The organism is Streptomyces sp. NPDC028722 (genome assembly GCF_040637655.1).
GTDB lineage: Bacteria > Actinomycetota > Actinomycetes > Streptomycetales > Streptomycetaceae > Streptomyces.
The window spans coordinates 1-18,167 of sequence record NZ_JBEZWU010000038.1 but is presented as its reverse complement, the minus strand read 5'-3'; the positions used below and the strand labels follow the sequence as shown (position 1 = coordinate 18,167).

Genomic DNA, 18,167 nt, shown 5'->3' with positions numbered 1-18,167 from the left:
AGGTCGGGGTTCGGCTGTGCGGTGGAGTCATCCTCACCCGTGTGGTTCTCGGCCATGGGAAAAGAGAGCCGGAGACGCCGGACCGGGCGGAGGGGCCTGCACGCGAGGCTCCTCCGCACGCGACGGAGCGACCATGAGCTGACCGACCTGGACCGATGGGCCACCCCGGCCACCCGCCAGGGGCCATCTGGTGCCGCCGGCGGCAGGGAAGCTCGCGGCCCGGGCGGGAGCGGTGCCATCGGGTTGGCTGGGATCCGTGGGCGCGCGGCGGATCAGGAGCCGTCCTGTGACCCCGTCGCCGTCTTGGAGTAGGCGTCGTGCCAGGCGGCCTTCGCTCCGGAGTCGCCGATCCGGTAGACGTCCACCACCGCCCCCACCGCGACGGCCGTGGAGAGAACGCCCACGACGATCCGTACGGGCAGAGCGGACCAGCGCATGCCACCGTCCTTTCGGGGCTCCTGCGCCTGAGTCTTTCGTCCCGCCCACCACACGAGCGCGGCCAGCACGAACAGCCCCAGGGCCCACGGCAGCAGTCCGTCGCCCAGCTCGGTGTGCCGGCGCACCAGTGCGTCGTCGCCCACGTGGCGTTCCAGCCACTCGCCGGCGTGCGTGGTCAACGGCACGCTGGCCAGGGCGACCAGGGCCAGCAGTGGGAGCAGGGGCCCCAACCGCCGGGCGGCGCGCGGCCATATTGCAGCCGTCACCAGGGCCAGCGCGGTAAGGGGTATCAGCACCACGACCACATGGACCAGCAGGACATGGGCGGGCAGACCGTTGATCAGATTCATTGAGGGGCTCCTGCGGAGGGGTAAGGGCGCGCCACCCTGACACAGCCACCTCTCAGCCACCTCTCAACCGCCATGGCTGCGGGTGCCTGTCGGCGAAGCGACAGGTGAGGTCGTCAGCCTCGTTCACGACACCGTGCATGCGGCGCGTCAGCCCGATCGCGGTGGCGATGTGCCGGAGCGCCGGGACGGCCGTAGCGGACGGTGATGACCACGCCGGTCATGGCGCCACCGACTGTCGCGGGCCGGTACGGCGAACCTCCGTCGGCCGAAAGGATTCTGCTGCTGTCGTGGGCCTCGCCGGGGGTGACGCCGACGAGGAGGGGCAGGCCGCCGTCACCTTGACGCACAGCACCGCCCGCCGGCCCGTGAGTCGCCGCGGAGCGCGATGCCGGTGCTGCCACCGGTCCGTTCCTCCGGGGCGCGCGCCGAACCCGGCTCACCGTTCCCCGCGTACCTGGCGGGGGCTCCTGGGCGCACGATGTTCGAGCGTGCTGACGCCACAGGCGGTGGCCGACATGGTGTCGGCCACCGCCCGGCGGAAGGGACGTCGGTCCGGATGCGTGGAAAGTGCGCCGTGATGTCAGGTGGTCGGGCTGCCCGCGGTCCACTCGCTCCACGACATGTTCCAATCGCTGAGCCCGTTGTCCGGGGCCAACGCGGTCTTGTCCTCGGAGTTCTTGACGATCACGATGTCACCGGTCATCGAGTGGTCGAAGAACCACGCGGCGGGCTGCCTGCCGTCGCCGCCGCCCCTGACGTCCTTCATGCCTACGCAGCCGTGGCTGGTGTTGACCTTGCCGAAGACCGAGTCGGTACCCCAGTAGTTGCCGTGGATGAACGTGCCCGAGTCGGTCAGGCGCATAGCGTGCGGCACGGCCTTGATGTCGTACGAAGGCTTGCCGTCCTTCTCCGTGAGGCCGACGCTCGCACCGTTCATGTGGATGTGCCGGAACTTCTCGGAGATCACCATCTGGCCGTTGTACGTCGGGTGCTCGCGGCTGCCTGACGAGATCGGGATGGTCTTGATCGTCTTGCCGTCCCGGACGACGGTCATCTGCTTCGTCTTCGCGTCGACGGTGCTGATCTGGCTCCGTCCGATCTTGAACGTGACCGTCTTCCGGATGCCATGGCGGTCGAGCGTCACGGTGACGGTGGAGCCGGGCTTCCAGTGGTTCTCGGGACGGAAGTCCAAGCGGTGATCGTTGAACCAGTGACCGGCGACCCGCTGGCCGCTGCTGGAACTGACCTGGATCTCCGACGCCAGGGCGGCCTTGTCGCTGACCGCCTTGTCGAAGTTGATCGTCACCGGCATGCCCACGCCGACGGTCGAGCCGTCCTCGGGGGATACGTGCCCGATGAAGTCGTTGGCCGGGGAGACCGTGGTGATCGTGGCGTTACCGGTGGCGGAGCGGCCCTTGGCGTCCTCGGCCTCTGCGGCGATCTGGTATTTGGTGGCACGCTCCAGCCGGCTGTCCGCCTTCCAGGCGGTGCGGTCCGCGGACAGAGTGCCCGGGATCTCGGCGCCGGTCGCGACGGCGGTCATGGTCACCTTGGTGAGCGTTCCGTCGCCGACGGTGACACCGACCGGGTCGTTTCCCCCGACGTTGTAGGCACCTTGCCCCGGCGTAATCTTTATGCGGGCGTCGGAAACTTCCTGGGAGCCCGTCTGATTCACCGGCGCCTGCGATTTCGGGTGGCTCCCGGCATCGTTGCCACTGGTGGCGGCGTTGCTCGTACCGCCGAGGGCCGTGACTGCGAGTACGCCGCCGAGTACGCCGGCCGCAGCCACCAGCCTGGTGCTTCGTTTACACAGCGTGATCAAGCGTTTCTCCATGCCATCGGTCTTTGCATTCCTGTACTGATCGCGGAAGGAGGGCAATCAGCCTTGTAAGTATTTATAGGCACGTCTCTGTCCACAAATGGGTAAATTGTGGTGAAGGCCACGCATTGCCGAGCGCGTCATCGCCGGTGCGGGGAGGGCACTGGCAGAGCAGGGGGCGGCTGTCTCCGACAGTCGGGTCCGTTGGAATCGGTCATCTAGGCTTGCGCGGTGACTGATGAGCAGGAGCGGGTGCAGCCGTCGGGAGTGTGGGCCACGGCGGTGGGAGTGGCCAGGGTGCGGGCGCTGGAGACCGAGCGGGAGAACGCGCTGTTCCGCGACCCACTGGCACAGGCCTTCGCCGCCGCCGGCGGCCTGTGGCCCTCCTCGCCGTCGCTGTCCGACGACGAGGCCGCGCGACGCCGCCGGATGGCCGTGTCGTTCTCCATCGTCATCAGGACGAAGTTCCTCGACGACCTGTTGCAGCAGGCCTCCGCGTCCGGGGTCCGGCAGGTCGTGCTGCTCGGCGCCGGCATGGACAGCCGGGCCTTCCGGCTGGACTGGCCCGAGGGCACCCGGCTGTTCGAGGTCGACACCGCCGCGCCACTGGACTTCAAGGCTTCGGTGCTCCGCCAGGAGCGGGCCGTCGCACGCTGCGAGCGGATCACCGTCGCGGTGGATCTGCGTGAGGACTGGCCAGGCGCGCTGGCCGCCGCAGTGCACGACCCGGCGGCGCCGACCGTGTGGATCGCCGAAGGACTGCTGATCTATCTGCCCGAGGACGTGGTGGAGCTGCTGCTGGCCCGGATCAGCGCGCAGTCGGCGGCAGGCAGTCGGATGGGGCTGACGTTGGGCTCGCGCGGTGTGATCGAGCGCTTCGGCGCGGACGCCGTGCCGGGATCGGCGGCGTCCATGTGGGTCTCGGAGATGCCCGACGACCCGGTGAGCTGGCTGGCCGGGCACGGCTGGGAGGCCGGCTGCCACACCCTGCGTGAGCGCGCTGCCGCCTACGGCCGCCCGATCAGCACCCCGCCGCAGCGCGAGGAGCGGCCCGGCGGACTGATCTCGGCGGTCCGCCGGTAGAACGCCTCCCGGTTCCCTGGACGATCGATTCCAAGGGGGCCCGATGAGTGGGGCCAGGTTCGTACACGGCCGGCCGGTCATGCGCGCACTGACCGCCTACGACCACTGAAACCACCATGATTCAGGAGCGATTGATCATCAACTGCCTCCGGGAGCCACCGACCAGACCCAGCAGGCGTCGCGGGACAGCTCATGCCCATATGCGTGCTCCAGATGCCGGAGCCTGTCACCGGCCTTGCAGGCGATCAGCAGATGGCCGCCCGGAGCCAGCATGCGGTGGAACTCCGTGAACACACCCGGCAGCCGGTCAGCGTGCCCTTCCGCGGGGTTTCAGCGGTACCGGCGGCAGCGGGGGTGCGGGCAACGGGGCTCCGTCGTAGCCCTTCACCTCGCCGAAAAGGGACCCTTCCATCCAGTCCGCGCGGGCCTGTTCGATCTCTGCCTGGGTGCGGGCCACGAAGTTCCACCACATGAGGAGTTCCTCGGCGAACGGCTCGCCGCCCAGCAGCATGACCCCGGCGTCCGACTCGGCGTGCAGCGGGAGTTCGGACCGTCCGCAGCCCAGGTAGAGCATCGAGCCGGGCAGCACCGGCACCCCGTCCACGCGCACCTCGCCCGACATCGCCAGTACGCCGTACTCGAAGTCCGGTTCCAGCGGCAGACGGACATCGGTGCCCCCGGCGAGGGCGAGGTCGGCGCCGACGATCGGGGTGAACGTCGTACCGGGCGACCGGGAGCCGTCCAGCTCGCCCAGGATCAGCGTGGCGGTCAGCCCGGGCGCGGTGACCTGGGGCAGCTCGGGGTGGTACTCGAACCGCGGGTCGGTGTGCCGGTGTTCGTCGGGCAGGGCGACCCACAGCTGGGCCCCGTGCAGGAAGCGGGCGTGCGGGCGCGGGGTCTCCTCGGAGTGACTGATCGCGCGGCCCGAGGTCATCAGGCCCAGCTGCCGGGGCCCGATCGTCTGCCGGCTGCCCGTGGAGTCCCGGTGCAGCACCTCGCCCTCGTGCAGCCAGCTGACCGTCTGGAGCCCGATGTGCGGGTGGGGCGGCACCTGCATGCCCGGCTCGTCGGCGATGTCGTCGGGGCCGTAATGGTCGACGAAGGCCCACGCGCCGATCATGCGCCGCCCGAGGTTCGGCAGCAGCCGGCGTACCTCGGTCGACTCGCCCAGCTTCACGTGCCGGGGGCTCAGCAGCTCGCGCACCGGTTCGGCGACGACGAAGCCGCGGCCACCGCAGACGCTGGGCACGGGTGCGCGGTCAAGGTTGCTCATACCGCCCAACTTAGCGGTGCGCGGGCCGGACGGTGTGCGCGGTGTCCGGGATTTCGCCCCGTGTGCCCCGGCAGCCCTGCCGGTGTTCCGCTGTCACGACACGGACGGCCCCGTTCCGGCAGCGCCCTGGACCGCGGTACGGCGGGCCGGTCAGCCTCCTGGCGGCCGGGCGCTCGGAGACGGCCCGGCCGTCGACGGGACGACCGGGCTCGGGACGGGGGGACGGCACGCCGGTCCTCGGGTGGCTCCTTCAGCCCAGCCGCATCAGCCCAGCCGCTTCAGCAGCTCCTCGGCCACCGCGGCGGAGGACGCCGGGTTCTGGCCGGTGACCAGGGTACGGTCGACCACCACGTGCGGCGCCCACGGCTCGCCCGCTGCCACCTCCACGCTCACCTCGGTCAGCCGGTCCTGAAGCAGCCACTTGGCCTGCCCGGCGAGACCGCCCTGCGTCTCCTCCTCGTTGGTGAAGGCCGCCACGCGGTAGCCGGCGAAGGCGTTGGTGCCGTCCTCCCGGACCGCGGCGAGCAGGGCGGCCGGGCCGTGGCAGACCACGGCCAGCGGCTTGCCCGAGTCCAGGACCGTCACCAGCAGCCTGCCCGAGTCGGCGTCCACGGCCAGGTCCTCCATGGGGCCGTGCCCGCCCGGGTAGAAGACGGCGGCGAAGTCGGCGAGGTCCACCTCCGCGAGCTTCACCGGCGTCCGCAGCTCGGCCATCTCCTCCACGGCGCGGGCGATCTCGTCGGCCTTCTCCTGGCCGCCGTTGACCTCGGCCGCCAGGCTCGCCCGGTCGAGCGGCGGGACCACACCGCCCGGGGTGGCGACGACGACCTCGTGACCGGCCGCCCTGAGGGCGCGGTACGGGACGACCGCCTCCTCGGCCCAGAAACCGGTCGGGTGCGCGGTGCCGTCGGCAAGCGTCCAGTGATCGGCGCCGGTCATCACGAACAGGATCTTCGACATGGGGTCTCCCGGGTTCTGTCTTCTGAAGGTGTGTGCCTGTGCAAGAGAACGTAGGCGACCGCACCCATAGACATCCAATGAGGTGACGAATGACAGGCATTCGATCTCCTATGGGTCCGAGGGAATAGCGGGCGGTGATACTCGGACCGTGGAGACCCCCTCACTCGACCTCAACCTGCTGCGCACCTTCCTCGCGGTGTACCGCTCCGGCTCCTTCACCGGCGCCGCCCGCCTGCTCGGGCTGTCGCAGCCGACGGTGACGACGCAGATGCGCGCGCTGGAACGGCAGACCGGCCGTGAACTGTTCGAGCGGCTGCCGCGCGGGGTCACGCCCACGCCGGTGGCCGACGAGCTGGCGGCCCGGGTCGCCGCGCCCCTGGACGACCTGGCCGTCGTCGCCGGGCCCACCCCGCCGGCCGGGGCCCGCGCCGAGCCCGTCCATCTGGCCGGCCCGGCGGAGTTCCTCTGCACCACTGTGCTGCCGGCTCTGGCCCCGCTGGTCGCCGAGGGGCTGCGGCTGCGGGTGTCGACGGGGCTGACCGATCCGCTGCTGGAGGAACTGCGCGCCGGCCGCCACGACCTGGTGATCGCCACGACCCGCCCGCGCGGCCGTACGGTCCACGCCGTACCGCTCGCCGACGAGGAGTTCGTCCTGGTCGCCGCGCCGGTCTGGGCCGAGCGGCTGCGGGGACGGCAGAGCGAACGGAACGCCACCACCGAGGACCCCACCATCCCGGGGTCCCCCACGCCGGGCTCGGCCACCCTGGGCTCCGCCGCGCCGGACTCGACCCCCTGGGGCTCCGCCGCCGCGGGCCCCGCCTGCCCCGACGCTTCCGCCCTGGAGAGCCCGGTACCGGAAACTCCCACCCCCGGCCCCGCCTCCCTCGAGAGTTCCGCCCCGGAGACTCCGGTCCCGGCGCAAACTCCCACCCCCGGCTCCGCCGTTCTCCTCGATCCCGCCGTCCTGCACGATGTCCCGCTCGTCACCTACGCCGAGGATCTGCCGATCGCCCGCCGGTACTGGCGGCACGTCTTCGGCCGGCGGCTGTCCCGTACCGCCGCCGTGACCGTTCCGGATCTGCGCGGGGTCCTCGCGGCCGTGGCCGGGGGCGCCGGGTTCAGCGTGCTGCCCCGCTACCTGTGCCAGGACCTGCTGGCCTCCGGCGCGCTGGTGGCATTGCTGGAACCGGAGGATCCACCGATCAACACCAGCTTCCTCGTCCGGCGTCCCGGCGCCTGCGACAACCCGGACGTGGCCCGTGTCCACGACCTGCTGCTGCGGGTGGCCCCCAGCTGGTAGCCGGCCCCCCGGGCACCCGCAGGATCCGCGCCCATCCGCCGGGACAACCTGGCCGACCGACATTGATGTCCGGCATCCCGCTGGTCGAGTCCGTGGCGCCGATAGCGCGCCCACGACGGTCAGCCCCCGAACGTCTCCGCCCCGCCCTCCGCGTAAGCGAGCGCGTCCTCGTGACCGAACAGGCCCGGCAGGCCACCGGTGTGGACGAAGACCGTCTTCTCGCCCGGCCGGACGGTGCCGTCCCGGACGGCCGCGTGGAGGCCGGCCAGGGCACGGCCCGTGTACGTCGGGTCCAGGACCAGTCCCTCCGTGCGGGCGGCCAGCCGGAGTGCCTCGCGCACCGGGCCGGTCAGCGCCGCGTACCCGTCGCCGACCTGGTCCCGGCGCACCCGCAGCCCCGCCGCCGTGACCTTCTCCGGTGTGAGCGGCGCCGCGAACTCCGCCACCGCCGCGGCCGGATCGGGCAGCGCGCCGACGTCGACGCCGAGCACCGACCCGGTGCCCAGGGCCGCGACCAGCCCGGCCATGGTGCCGCCCGAGCCGAGGGCGACCACGGCCGTCCGTAGGTCGGGCACCCGCTCGCGCAGCTCCTCGCCGCAGCGGACGTAGCCCCGGGCGCCCAGCGTGCCGGAGCCGCCGAACGGGATGAGTGCCGGCCGGGCGCCGGCCGCCCGCAGCCGACCGCACACCTCGGCCGCCGCCGCGTCCAGCCCGGCGCGGTCCACCTCGCCGGCCCAGGCGAGCCGCGCCCCGAACAGGCCGTCCAGGGCGAGGTTCCCGGACCGTGAGACTCCGGGCGAGCCGCGCAGCACGAGGACGACGTCCAGGCCGAGCCGGGCGCCCGCGGCGGCGGTCAGCCGGGCGTGGTTGCTCTGCGGGGCTCCCGTGGTCACCAGGGTGTCCGCGCCCTCCGCCACGGCCGCGCCCGCCGTCCACTCCAGTTTGCGGATCTTGTTCCCGCCGGCGCCGAGGCCGGTCAGGTCATCGCGCTTCACCCACAGGTCGCCGGGTCCGAGCCCGAGCGCGGCGGCCAGCCGCGGTGCGGGTTCGACGGGGGTGGGGAAGGTGCCGAGTGGCACGGGCGGGTGGCTCATGGGGGCATCCTCGGATGAGTGGTCGGCGTGGCCGTCCAGTCGATCACGGTTTCCGAGCGCCGCCGGCAGCAGCCCGCCCTGCCGGCGCCGGCCCGACCCGGGCCGCCCGGCGTCACACCGGCAGCAGACGGGCGATCAGCGCGCCGAGCTGCCGGGCCGTGCGGCACTCGTGCATCTCCACCAGCTCCGCGTAGGCGGGCGCGGCCGAGTCGCCGGTGCCCCACCGGTCGCGTGGCTCGGGGTTCAGCCAGTAGACGCGGCGGGCCCGCCGGGCCAGGTCGCGGACGGCGGGGAGATTGGGGTCGCTCATGTTCGTCCGGGCGTCCCCGAGGACGAACACCGTGGTGCGCGGGCCGGCCGCGCCCCCGTACCGCTCGGTGAACTCGCCCAGTGCCACGCCGTAATCGCTGCTGCCGTGCCAGCCGGTGAGCGTGGCCTCGGCCCGGATGCGGGCGCCGAGCCCGTCCGGCTCGGCGCGGCCGTGGCCGAGCAGGCCGGTCACCTCGTCGAGCCGGTTGACGAACGCGAACACCCGGACCTTGCTGAACTGGTCGTGCAGCGCCTGCACCAGCAGCATGGTGAAGTCCGAGAACCCGGACACCGAGCCGGACACGTCGCACAGCAGCACCAGTTCGGGCCGGACCGGGCGGCGTCTGCGCAGCACCGGCCGGATCGGCACCCCGCCCGTGGACAGCGAGGAGCGCAAGGTGCGGCGCAGGTCGATCGTGCCGCGTGCGGCCCGGCGGCGGCGGGCGGCGAGCCGGGTGGCCAGCTTGCGGGCGAGCGGCCGTACGACCCGGCGCAGCTCGGCGAGCTGGTCCCGGTTCGCGGCCAGGAAGTCCACCCGGTCGGCGGTCGGGCGGACGGCGCGCCGGGCGATGTCGTCCCGTCCGCGCCGCTCGGCCACCCGGCGCCGCGCCTCCGCGCCGACCATCCGCCGGAACTCCTCGACGCGGCGCCGCAGCTCGTCGTCGAGCAACCGGTCGGCGAAGCCCGCCCCGCCGCCGCCCTCCCGGCCGCGCACGTCGGCCCGTACCCGTGCCAGGAGGGTCTGGGGGCGCAGCCGGTCCAGGGTCTGGTAGGCCGACCAGCCGTCCGAGCCCGGTGAACTCCCGTACCCGCCCAGGGCGTCGACCGCCTCCGCCGCCAGCCGGGCCAGCAGCGCCCGGTCGTCGTCGGCCAGTGCCCGCGCGAGCCGGTCGCGCAGCGCCTCCCGGTCCTGGGGGGCGCCGTCGGGTCCGCCGACGCGGCGCGGGAAGTACAGGTCGAAGACGGAGTCGAACAGCGCCCGCTGGTCCGGTCCGTGCAGCAGCGTCGCGGCCAGCCCCTCGCGCAGCAGCTCCCGGTCCGTCAGCCCCAGCGCCTCCACCGCGCGGGCCGCGTCCACGGTCTCCCCGGTGCCGATCCGTACCCCGTGCGCGCGCAGCGCCCCGACCAGGCCGGTGATCCGGCCGGCGACGGCGGTCACAGCGCGGCCAGGTCGAGCTTGGCCGCCGCCTTCCGGATGTCGTCCTCGTGCTTGAGGATCACCCCGAGAGTGGCCAGGACGACCGTCTCGTCCAGCGTGCCGGCGCCCAGGGCCAGCAGGGTGCGGGCCCAGTCGATGGTCTCGGCGACGGAGGGCACCTTGCGCAGGTCCATCGCGCGCAACGCCCCGACCACCCGGACCACCGACTCGGTCAGCGCCTCGCCGAGGCCCGGCACCTTCAGCCGTACGATCCGCCGCTCCAGTTCCTCCTCCGGGAAGCCGATGTGCAGGAACAGGCAGCGGCGGCGCAGCGCCTCGGACAGTTCCCGGGCGGCGTTGGAGGTGAGGACGACGAAGGGGCGGCGGGTGGCCGTGACCGTGCCCAGCTCGGGGACGGTGATCTGGAAGTCGCTGAGGACCTCCAGCAGCAGCCCCTCCATCTCGACGTCGGCCTTGTCGGTCTCGTCGATCAGCAGCACGGTCGGTTCGTCGCCGCGGATGGCGGTCAGCAGGGGGCGGGGGAGGAGGAACTCCTCGCTGAAGATGCCGGTGCGGGTCTCGTCCCAGTTCTCGTCGCGGGCCGCGCTGATCCGCAGCAGCTGCTTGGCGTGGTTCCACTCGTACAGGGCGCGGGACTCGTCCACGCCCTCGTAGCACTGGAGCCGTACCAGCCGGGCCGCGGCCACCTGGGCGACGGCCTTGGCCAGCTCGGTCTTGCCCACCCCGGCGGGGCCCTCGACCAGCAGTGGCTTGCCCAGCCGGTCCGCCAGGAAGACGGTGGTGGCGACGGCGGGGGAGGCGAGGTAGCCGGTCTCGGCCAGGCGGGCGGAGACGTCGTCGACGGATGTGAACAACGGGGCCTCCGGCGGGTCGGGGAGCGATGCGTCCTTCGGCGGCCTATCTAAGCGCTTGTTCAGCGTTTCTGTCACGTGTTCCGGTCCGGGGCGGGCCCGGACCGGGGTGACCGGCACCGCCGACCTCGGCCGACCTGCACACCGACGTATCCACCGATGTATACACCGATCGGTTTCTCTTCCCTCGTGGCGCGGTAACCTCGCCGTATGGCCACATCGGAGAAGGCGTCACCCCGCGACCGGCTGCTCGACGCCACCGCCCGGCTCTCCTACCGCGACGGCGTCTCCGTCGGCATCGAGGCCCTGTGCCGGGCGGCGGGCGTGTCCAAGCGGTCGATGTACCAGCTGTTCGACAGCAAGGACGCGATGCTCGCCGCGAGCCTGGAGCGCGGCGTCCCGTGGTACGAGGCCCGGTTCACCCACCCCGACCCGGAGAGCGCGAGCCCCCGCGAGCGCATCCTGTACGTCTTCGAACGGCTGGAGCAGGCCTCCCTGGACGCCGGCTACCACGGTTGCCCCTACCTGGCCGTGCTGGTCGAACTGAAGGACCCGGAGCACCCGGCGAGCAAGGTCGCCCGCGAGGTCAAGGAACGGCTGGCCGCCGTGTTCCGTGCCGAGGCCGGCCGGGGCGGCGCCCGCGACCCCGAGCTGCTCGCCCGCCAGCTCCTGATCGTCTTCGACGGCGCCGGCGCCCGGGCCGGCGCCGGGGTGGAGCAGCTGGCCGACGGCCTCGCCACGGCGACGGCGACCGCCCTGCTGGACGCGGCCGGCATGCGCCGGACCGACCCGGCGTAGGGTCCGCGCCGGCCGACCCGGCCAAGGGTGACCTTCCGGACAGCAGCGACTCCAGCCGGCCGGGTCGCCACCCCCTCGGAACCGCCCACCTGCTTCCCGTACGGGTCACCACAACGCGCGGGTCCGCTGCTCCGCCCGGTCCAATGGACCCGTGACCGCGCCCCCGGACGACTGCCTCACACGCAACGAGTGGATCTGCGGCCTCTATCTCACCACCCGCCGCCAGATCCTCCTCGACGCGGTGCTCCAGCATCTGAGGCTGACCGCGCTGTCCGTCCTCATAGCCGTGGCCGTCGCCCTGCCGCTCGCGCTCCTGGCCCGCCGCCGGGGCTGGGCGGCCGGCCCGGTCCTCGCCGTCACGACGGTGCTCTACACGATCCCGTCGCTGGCCATGTTCTCCCTGCTGCTGCCCCTCTACGGCCTGTCGGCCGCCCTCGTCGTCGCCGGTCTCGTGCTGTACTCGCTCACCCTGCTCGTACGGAACATCCTCGCGGGCCTGCGCGCGGTCCCGGAGGAGACCCGGCAGGCCGCGCGCGGCCTGGGCTACGGCCCCCTCCGCCTGCTCCTCACCGTCGAACTGCCCCTCGCGCTGCCCGCCGCGATGGCCGGCCTGCGCATCGCCACCGTCTCGGCGGTCTCCCTGGTCACGGTCGGCGCGATCGTGGGTTTCGGAGGCCTCGGCAACCTCCTCTACGCGGGCATGAACACCTACTTCAAGGCCCAGGTGCTCACCGCGTCCGTCCTGTGCGTGCTGATCGCCGTCGCCGCCGACCTGCTCCTGCTCGGCGTGCAGTGGCTGATCACCCCCTGGACCCGGGCCGGCCGCGCATGAGCCGGCCCCGGACGCGGACGGGCCCCGCATGACCACCCTCACCGCCACCTGGGACTGGCTCACCGACCCCGCGCACTGGGCGGGCGACGACGGCATCCGGCACCGGCTGCTCCAGCACCTGCTGCTCACCGTCGTCTGCCTGCTCGTCAGCTGCCTGATCGCGCTGCCCGTCGCCCTCGTCCTCGGCCACCTCGGCAAGGGCGGCGCGCTCGCCGTCAACCTCGCCAACGCCGGCCGGGCCGTGCCCACCTTCGCCGTCCTGGTCCTGCTGCTCCTGACCCCGGTCGGCCGGTGGGGCGAGGGCCCCACGGTGGTCGCCCTCGTCCTGTTCGCCGCGCCGCCGCTGCTCACCAACGCCTACGTCGGCATGCGCGAGGTCGACCGGAGCGTGGTGCGGGCCGCGCGCGGCATGGGGATGACCGGCCGACAACTGCTGTTCCGCGTGGAAGTGCCCCTGGCGCTCCCCATGATCCTGAACGGGGTGCGGATCGCCGCCGTCCAGCTCGTCGCCACCGCCACGATCGCCGCGCTCGCGGGCGGCGGCGGCCTCGGCCGGATCATCACGGCCGGCTTCAGTCTCGCCAGCACACCCCAGGTCGTCGCGGGCGCCCTGCTCGTCGCCGTGTTCGCCCTCCTCGTCGAGGGCGTCTTCGAGATCGCCGGACGGCTGGCGCCGCCGTGGGTCCGGGGCGGCCGATGACAACCCGTACGGCCCTCGCCGCCCTCGCCCTGCTCCTCCTCCTGAGCGCCTGCTCCACCGGTCCGTCCCTGGAGCACCGCGGCCAGGTCACCGGACCGCCCGGCGACCGCCGTCACCTGGTGATCGGCTCCGCCGGCTTCACCGAGAGCGACCTGCTCGCCCAGATGTACGCGCAGCTGCTGAACCAGGCCGGCTACCGCACGTCCCTCCTCACCGTCGCCAACCGCGAACTGTACGAACCCGCCCTGGAGTCCGGCCAGATCGACGTGGTGCCCGAGTACGCGGCCACCTTCGCCGACTGGCTCGCCGCAAGGAGCCACGGCACGGGCGCGCCCCCGGCCGGCTCACCCGACCCCGCCACCACCCTGCGGGCCCTGCGCGCCCTCGCCGCGCCCCGCGGCCTCACCGTGCTCCCGCCCGGCCGGGCCGTCGACCAGAACGCCTTCGCCGTGAGCGCCTCCTACGCCCGCCGGCACGGCCTGCGCACCCTCAGCGACCTGGGCGCCTCGCGGCTGGGCGTGCGACTCGCCGCCGGTGACGAGTGCGTCCAGCGGCCGTACTGCGCCCCCGGCCTGAGAAAGGTGTACGGCGTCGACGTCACCGGCGTCGATCCCAAGGGCGTCGGCACCACCCAGGCCAAGCGGGCCGTGCAGGACGGCCGGGACCAGCTGGTGCTGACCACCAGCACCGACGCCACCCTGGACTCCTTCGGCCTCGTCCTGCTCGCCGACGACAGACACCTTCAGAACGCCGACCTGATCGTCCCCGTCGTCAACCGCTCCCGCGCGGGCGGCGCCGGTGTGACGAAGGCCCTCGGGGCGCTGAACGGCGTCCTCACCACCGGTGACCTGGCCGGTCTGAACCGGCAGGTCGACAGCTGGCGCCGGTTGCCGGCCGACGTGGCCCGCGCCTACCTGAAGGCCAAGGGGCTGCTGGCATGACCCGGCTCAGGCATCCGCCACCGAGTCGAACGGCACCTGCCCGCGCGCCACCCCGCGGGCGTCCGCGTCCACCGAGCGGCGCAGCGCCTCGTGCAGCCGCGCCGGGGTCAGCACGCCGAGGAACCGCGACCCGTCCAGCACGGCCACCCACCCGGCGTCGTACTGGAGCATCACCCCGAACGCCTGCTTCAACGGCGCGCCCACCGGCACCCAGGCGGTCATCCGGTGGGCCAGGGCCGCGACCGTGCCGCCCGCCGCCAGCTCCCCGATGCCGACCCAGCCGTGCAGGTCACCGCCCGCGTCCAGGACCACCGCCCAGCGCGCGCCCTCCGCCCGCAGCCGGTCCAGCGCCCGGCCGGCGGGCTCGTCCAGGCGGGCCACCGGCGGCTCCTCCAGGTCCTCCGGCTCGATCGCGGTGACCGACAGCCGCTTCAGCCCCCGGTCCGCGCCCACGAACCCGGCGACGTACGGCGACGCGGGCGCCCCGAGCACCGCGCCCGGCGTGTCGAACTGCTCGATACGGCCCTGCCCGTACACGGCGATCCGGTCGCCGAGCCGGACGGCCTCCTCGATGTCGTGGGTGACCAGCAGCACCGTCTTGCGCACGGCGGCCTGCATCCGCAGGAACTCGTCCTGCAACTGCTCGCGCACCACCGGGTCCACCGCGCCGAACGGCTCGTCCATCAGCAGCACCGGCGGATCGGCGGCCAGGGCCCGCGCCACGCCCACCCGCTGCCGCTGCCCGCCGGACAGCTGCTCCGGGTAGCGGGACCCGTACGTCCGCGGGTCGAGGCCCACCAGCTCCAGCAGTTCGGCCGCCCGCGCCCGCGCCTTCGCCCGCTTCCAGCCGAGCAGCGCGGGCACGGTGGCCGTGTTGTCGAGGACCGTGCGGTGCGGGAAGAGGCCGACCTGCTGGATGACGTAGCCGATACGGCGGCGCAGCAGCACCGGGTCGACGGTCGCGATGTCGTCGCCGGCGACGAAGATCCGGCCGGAGGTCGGCTCGATGAGCCGGTTCACCATCATCATGGTCGTCGTCTTGCCGCACCCGGACGGGCCGACCAGGGTGACGAGCTCCCCCTCGGACACCTCGAAGGAGAGGTCGTCCACGGCCGTCGTACCGTCCGGATACCGCTTGCCGACCTGCTCGAACCGGATCATTCCCTCACGTTACGGCAGGGCGCCGGACACCTCGCCCCACCGTGCTCCGACCGGCGGACGGCCGGGGACCGCTCCGGCCGGCGCCGTGCCGGGTCAGCTCAGCAGCACCACTTCCAGCGTCCGCGGGCCGTGCACGCCCTCCACCCGGTCCAGTTCGATGTCACTGGTGGCGGACGGGCCGGAGATCCAGGTCGACGGGCGGGCGGGGTCCAGGCGTTCGAGGGCCTGCGGGACGGAGGAGACGACCTGGCCGGGGACGCGGACGACACAGATGTGGTGGTCGGGGATGAGCGAGATGCGGCGCCGGCCCTGATCCGGGGAGCCGTCGAGAACGATCGTGCCGGTCTCGGCGATCGCCACGGCACACCCCGTCACCACACTGTCCACCCGGTCCAGCCGGTGCGGTGTGCTCACCGCCCGGTCGTGGATCAGTGCGGCGCCGGCGGCCGGCAGCCACTCCGGTGGCAGCCCGGGCGGCACCAGTACCTCCCGCGCGCCGCGCTCGGCCAGCAGCCGCGAAACGAGGTGCGGCAGCTCATCGGCGTCGCAGCGGTGCACGGTCGCCCGGTAGTCGGCCAGGTTCTCCGCGAGCAGCTCCACCGTCCGCTCGACGGTCCGCCGCCCGTGCTCGCGCAGGTAGCGCCGGACCACGGCCTCCTCGTACGGCCGCTCGTCCGGCGTGACGTCGGCGAGGGCCCGCCGCACCCGGCCCAGGATCCGCTCCCTGCTGTTCACTCGGCGCCGTCCTTTCCGCCGCGGGTGCGCTGCCACCAGTCCCGGAAGGGCTCGGCCGGTACGGCCGGCAGATCCCGGGTGCCGCTCCACGCCCTCCCCGGGCCCGGGAGGGTACGGGGATGCAGCCGGCGGGTGCGGGAGGCGAGCCGCTGGCCGGTGCGCAGAGCACCGGGGCGGGCGAGGGCCCAGCACGCGGCCCGCATGGCCGCCCGCTCGGCCGCGTGTCCCCGGGCGGGCTTGAGGACGACCCTGTTGCCCTGCCGTACCGCCGGCCCGCCCTGCACGACCCGTTCCCGCAGGTGCACCAGCACCTCGGGGATGTCGATGGCGACCGGGCACACCTCGTAGCAGGCGCCGCACAGCGACGAGGCGTACGGCAGGGAGGCGTCGATGTCGCTGCCCGTGCCCCGCAGTTGCGGGCTCAGGATGGCGCCGATGGGGCCGGGATACACCGAGCCGTAGGCGTGGCCGCCCGCCCGTTCGTAGACCGGGCAGACGTTCAGGCAGGCCGAGCAGCGGATGCAGGCCAGCGCTTGGCGGCCGACCTGGTCGGCGAGGGTGTCGGTGCGGCCGTTGTCGAGGAGCACGAGGTGGAAGGTGCGCGGCCCGTCCCCGTCGGTGGTGCCGGTCCGCATGCTCGTGTACGGGTTCATGCGTTCGGCGGTGGAGGAGCGGGGGAGTGTCTGGAGGAAGACCTCCAGGTCCCGCCAGGTCGGCACGGTCTTCTCGATGCCGACGACAGAGATCAGCGTCTCGGGCAGGGTCAGGCACATCCGGCCGTTGCCCTCGGACTCCACCACGACGAGGGTGCCGGTCTCGGCGACCATGAAGTTGGCGCCGGAGACGCCCACTTTGGCGCGCAGGAACTTCTCCCGCAGGTGCAGCCGGGCGGCTTCGGCGAGTTCGGCGGGGGTGTCGGTCAGGCCCGCCGGCGCCGGGCGGCCCCACGCGCCCATCTCGCGGACGAAGATGTCCCGGATCTCCCCCCGGTTGCGGTGGATCGCCGGCACCAGGATGTGGGAGGGCCGGTCCCTCCCCAACTGCACGATCAGTTCGGCGAGATCGGTCTCGTAGGCACGGATGCCCTCCGCCTCCAGGGCCTCGTTCAGCCCGATCTCCTGCGTGGCCATCGACTTGACCTTGACGACCTCCGACTCACCGGTCTCCTTCACCAGCCGGGCGACGATGGCGTTGGCCTCCCCGGCGTCGGCGGCCCAGTGGACCGTGCCCCCGGCGGCGGTGACCGACTCCTCCAACTGCACGAGATAGCGGTCGAGATGGCGCAGCGTGTGGTCCTTGATCCGGCGGCCCGCCTCCCGCAGCTCCGCCCAGTCGGACAACTCGCCCACCGCCCTGGCGCGCTTGGCCCGGATGGTGTGCGTGGCGTGCCGCAGGTTCGCGCGCAGGACGGGATCGTGCACCGCCCGGTGCGCGGCCTCCGGGAACGCCGGGAACGCGGGCATGCCGACGAACGTTCCGCTCATACCGCCGGTTCCTCCTCCGTGCTCGCCAGGATCTCCGCCAGGTGCACCGGCCGCAGGTCCGTCCGCAGCCGGCTCATCATGCCGCCGATGTGCATCAGACAGGAGTTGTCGGCCGCGCACAGCACCTCCGCGCCCGTCGACTCGGCGTTGCGCACCTTGTCCGCGCCCATCGCGGCCGACACCTCGGCGTTCTTCAGCGCGAACGTGCCGCCGAAGCCGCAGCACTCCTCGGCACCGGGCAGCTCGGCCAGCTCCAGCCCCCGGACGGCCGCCAGCAGCCGCCGGGGCCGGTCGCCGAGCCCGAGGCCGCGCAGGCCGTGGCAGGTGGGGTGGTAGGTCACCTTGTGCGGGTAGTACGCCCCGACGTCCGTCACCCCGAGCACGTCCACCAGGAACTCCGTCAGCTCGTACGTCCTCGGCACCACCGGTGCCAGCGTCCTCGCCAGCGCGTCCCCGCGCCCCTCGGCCCGCGCCCGCTCACCCAGCCGCGGATACAGCTCGCGCACCATCGCCCCGCAGGACCCCGACGGGGTCACGATCGCCTCGTACCCGCCGAACACCTCGGCGAAGTGCCGGGCCAGCGGTTCGGCCTGGTGCCGGTAGCCGGTGTTGTAGTGGGCCTGTCCGCAGCACGTCTGGCCGCCCGGGAAGTCGACGTCGACACCGAGTCTGGTCAGCAGCCTCACCACGGCCCGCCCGGTGTCCGGATACAGCGTGTCGTTGACACAGGTCAGGAACAGGGCGACACGCATCGCGGCTCCTCGGTGACGGTCGTCGGACGCATGCAGGGTAGTGCGCCGGCGGGGGCCGCGGCGCGGCTCACCGCCCGGTGACCGGTTCGTCCAGCAGGAGCACCTCGTCGGTGCCGCGCAGCAGCGCC

Annotated in this window: 17 protein-coding genes and 1 pseudogene; 6 read left to right on the top strand and 12 right to left on the bottom strand. The window is 73.1% G+C overall.

The features are described 5' to 3' along the window. Positions 1 to 272 precede the first annotated feature (272 nt). Both AB0F03_RS34310 and AB0F03_RS34305 read right to left on the bottom strand, forming a co-directional pair. Positions 273 to 788, bottom strand: coding sequence for a DUF2231 domain-containing protein (locus tag AB0F03_RS34310; protein ID WP_361999449.1), 516 nt, complete (start codon positions 786 to 788; stop codon positions 273 to 275). A gap of 580 nt (positions 789 to 1,368) precedes the next feature. Next, complete coding sequence (locus AB0F03_RS34305) at positions 1,369 to 2,622, bottom strand: Ig-like domain-containing protein (RefSeq protein WP_361999520.1); 1,254 nt, start codon at positions 2,620 to 2,622, stop codon at positions 1,369 to 1,371. Positions 2,623 to 2,838: 216 nt separating this feature from the next. Here AB0F03_RS34305 and AB0F03_RS34300 point away from each other — a divergent pair, with 216 nt between their 5' ends. Next, a complete protein-coding gene (locus AB0F03_RS34300; protein ID WP_361999447.1) occupies positions 2,839 to 3,690 on the top strand; it encodes a class I SAM-dependent methyltransferase in 852 nt (283 codons plus the stop codon). Positions 3,691 to 3,855: 165 nt separating this feature from the next. On the opposite strand, the pseudogene AB0F03_RS34295 reads toward AB0F03_RS34300, so the two are convergent. From AB0F03_RS34295 to AB0F03_RS34285, 3 genes and pseudogenes are all read right to left on the bottom strand, one after another. Then, a pseudogene (locus AB0F03_RS34295) lies at positions 3,856 to 3,993 on the bottom strand (SAM-dependent methyltransferase); the annotation flags it as partial. A 4-nt stretch (positions 3,994 to 3,997) separates the two neighbouring features. After that, positions 3,998 to 4,963 carry a pirin family protein gene (locus AB0F03_RS34290; protein ID WP_361999444.1) on the bottom strand — a complete coding sequence of 322 codons (966 nt, stop codon included), beginning with the start codon at positions 4,961 to 4,963 and terminating at the stop codon, positions 3,998 to 4,000. Positions 4,964 to 5,227: 264 nt separating this feature from the next. Then, positions 5,228 to 5,923 (bottom strand): type 1 glutamine amidotransferase domain-containing protein, encoded by a 696-nt coding sequence (locus AB0F03_RS34285; RefSeq protein ID WP_361999441.1) that lies wholly within the window; start codon positions 5,921 to 5,923, stop codon positions 5,228 to 5,230. Between the two features lie 148 nt (positions 5,924 to 6,071). On the opposite strand from AB0F03_RS34285, the gene AB0F03_RS34280 reads away from it, so the two are divergent. Further along, positions 6,072 to 7,223 (top strand): LysR substrate-binding domain-containing protein, encoded by a 1,152-nt coding sequence (locus AB0F03_RS34280; protein WP_361999438.1) that lies wholly within the window; start codon positions 6,072 to 6,074, stop codon positions 7,221 to 7,223. Between the two features lie 119 nt (positions 7,224 to 7,342). Here the strand turns inward: AB0F03_RS34280 and AB0F03_RS34275 are convergent, their stop codons facing one another. The 3 genes from AB0F03_RS34275 to AB0F03_RS34265 form a co-directional block, all read right to left on the bottom strand. Continuing rightward, positions 7,343 to 8,317 carry a D-cysteine desulfhydrase family protein gene (locus AB0F03_RS34275; protein ID WP_361999436.1) on the bottom strand — a complete coding sequence of 325 codons (975 nt, stop codon included), beginning with the start codon at positions 8,315 to 8,317 and terminating at the stop codon, positions 7,343 to 7,345. A 112-nt stretch (positions 8,318 to 8,429) separates the two neighbouring features. Beyond that, positions 8,430 to 9,785 (bottom strand): VWA domain-containing protein, encoded by a 1,356-nt coding sequence (locus AB0F03_RS34270; protein ID WP_361999434.1) that lies wholly within the window; start codon positions 9,783 to 9,785, stop codon positions 8,430 to 8,432. After that, complete coding sequence (locus AB0F03_RS34265; protein WP_361999432.1) at positions 9,782 to 10,639, bottom strand: MoxR family ATPase; 858 nt, start codon at positions 10,637 to 10,639, stop codon at positions 9,782 to 9,784. The genes AB0F03_RS34270 and AB0F03_RS34265 overlap by 4 nt, the downstream gene beginning before the upstream one ends. A 207-nt stretch (positions 10,640 to 10,846) precedes the next feature. On the opposite strand from AB0F03_RS34265, the gene AB0F03_RS34260 reads away from it, so the two are divergent. The 4 genes from AB0F03_RS34260 (at position 10,847) to AB0F03_RS34245 (ending at position 13,907) form a co-directional block, all read left to right on the top strand. After that, a complete protein-coding gene (locus AB0F03_RS34260) occupies positions 10,847 to 11,434 on the top strand; it encodes a TetR/AcrR family transcriptional regulator (protein WP_361999430.1) in 588 nt (195 codons plus the stop codon). A 151-nt stretch (positions 11,435 to 11,585) separates the two neighbouring features. Next, positions 11,586 to 12,266 (top strand): ABC transporter permease, encoded by a 681-nt coding sequence (locus AB0F03_RS34255; protein WP_361999427.1) that lies wholly within the window; start codon positions 11,586 to 11,588, stop codon positions 12,264 to 12,266. 28 nt (positions 12,267 to 12,294) lie between these two features. Beyond that, entirely contained in the window at positions 12,295 to 12,966 is a 672-nt protein-coding gene (locus AB0F03_RS34250; protein WP_361999425.1) for an ABC transporter permease, read from the top strand. Then, positions 12,963 to 13,907, top strand: a complete 945-nt coding sequence (locus tag AB0F03_RS34245; RefSeq protein ID WP_361999422.1) for an ABC transporter substrate-binding protein — start codon at positions 12,963 to 12,965, stop codon at positions 13,905 to 13,907. The genes AB0F03_RS34250 and AB0F03_RS34245 overlap by 4 nt, the downstream gene beginning before the upstream one ends. Before the next feature lie 6 nt (positions 13,908 to 13,913). Here the strand turns inward: AB0F03_RS34245 and AB0F03_RS34240 are convergent, their stop codons facing one another. The 4 genes from AB0F03_RS34240 to AB0F03_RS34225 form a co-directional block, all read right to left on the bottom strand. Continuing rightward, on the bottom strand, positions 13,914 to 15,068 hold the full coding sequence (locus AB0F03_RS34240) for an ATP-binding cassette domain-containing protein (RefSeq protein WP_361999419.1): 1,155 nt from the start codon (positions 15,066 to 15,068) through the stop codon (positions 13,914 to 13,916). Positions 15,069 to 15,161: 93 nt separating this feature from the next. Beyond that, positions 15,162 to 15,803: a lactate utilization protein C gene (locus AB0F03_RS34235; RefSeq protein WP_361999417.1), complete on the bottom strand. Its 642-nt coding sequence runs from the start codon at positions 15,801 to 15,803 to the stop codon at positions 15,162 to 15,164. Beyond that, entirely contained in the window at positions 15,800 to 17,287 is a 1,488-nt protein-coding gene (locus AB0F03_RS34230) for a lactate utilization protein B (RefSeq protein WP_361999415.1), read from the bottom strand. Before AB0F03_RS34230 ends, AB0F03_RS34235 begins: the two co-directional genes overlap by 4 nt. Then, positions 17,284 to 18,039, bottom strand: a complete 756-nt coding sequence (locus AB0F03_RS34225; protein WP_361999413.1) for a (Fe-S)-binding protein — start codon at positions 18,037 to 18,039, stop codon at positions 17,284 to 17,286. Before AB0F03_RS34225 ends, AB0F03_RS34230 begins: the two co-directional genes overlap by 4 nt. Positions 18,040 to 18,167 lie beyond the last annotated feature (128 nt).

Excerpts from the sequence above, each read along its gene's own strand:
- AB0F03_RS34240 (WP_361999419.1), bottom strand. The coding sequence starts at position 15,068 with ATGATCCGGTTCGAGCAGGTCGGCAAGCGGTATCCGGACGGTACGACG.
- AB0F03_RS34285 (WP_361999441.1), bottom strand. The coding sequence starts at position 5,923 with ATGTCGAAGATCCTGTTCGTGATGACCGGCGCCGATCACTGGACGCTT.
- AB0F03_RS34275 (WP_361999436.1), bottom strand. The coding sequence starts at position 8,317 with ATGAGCCACCCGCCCGTGCCACTCGGCACCTTCCCCACCCCCGTCGAA.
- AB0F03_RS34230 (WP_361999415.1), bottom strand. The coding sequence starts at position 17,287 with ATGAGCGGAACGTTCGTCGGCATGCCCGCGTTCCCGGCGTTCCCGGAG.
- AB0F03_RS34250 (WP_361999425.1), top strand. The coding sequence starts at position 12,295 with ATGACCACCCTCACCGCCACCTGGGACTGGCTCACCGACCCCGCGCAC.
- AB0F03_RS34245 (WP_361999422.1), top strand. The coding sequence starts at position 12,963 with ATGACAACCCGTACGGCCCTCGCCGCCCTCGCCCTGCTCCTCCTCCTG.
- AB0F03_RS34290 (WP_361999444.1), bottom strand. The coding sequence starts at position 4,963 with ATGAGCAACCTTGACCGCGCACCCGTGCCCAGCGTCTGCGGTGGCCGC.
- AB0F03_RS34310 (WP_361999449.1), bottom strand. The coding sequence starts at position 788 with ATGAATCTGATCAACGGTCTGCCCGCCCATGTCCTGCTGGTCCATGTG.
- AB0F03_RS34260 (WP_361999430.1), top strand. The coding sequence starts at position 10,847 with ATGGCCACATCGGAGAAGGCGTCACCCCGCGACCGGCTGCTCGACGCC.
- AB0F03_RS34225 (WP_361999413.1), bottom strand. The coding sequence starts at position 18,039 with ATGCGTGTCGCCCTGTTCCTGACCTGTGTCAACGACACGCTGTATCCG.
- AB0F03_RS34305 (WP_361999520.1), bottom strand. The coding sequence starts at position 2,622 with ATGGAGAAACGCTTGATCACGCTGTGTAAACGAAGCACCAGGCTGGTG.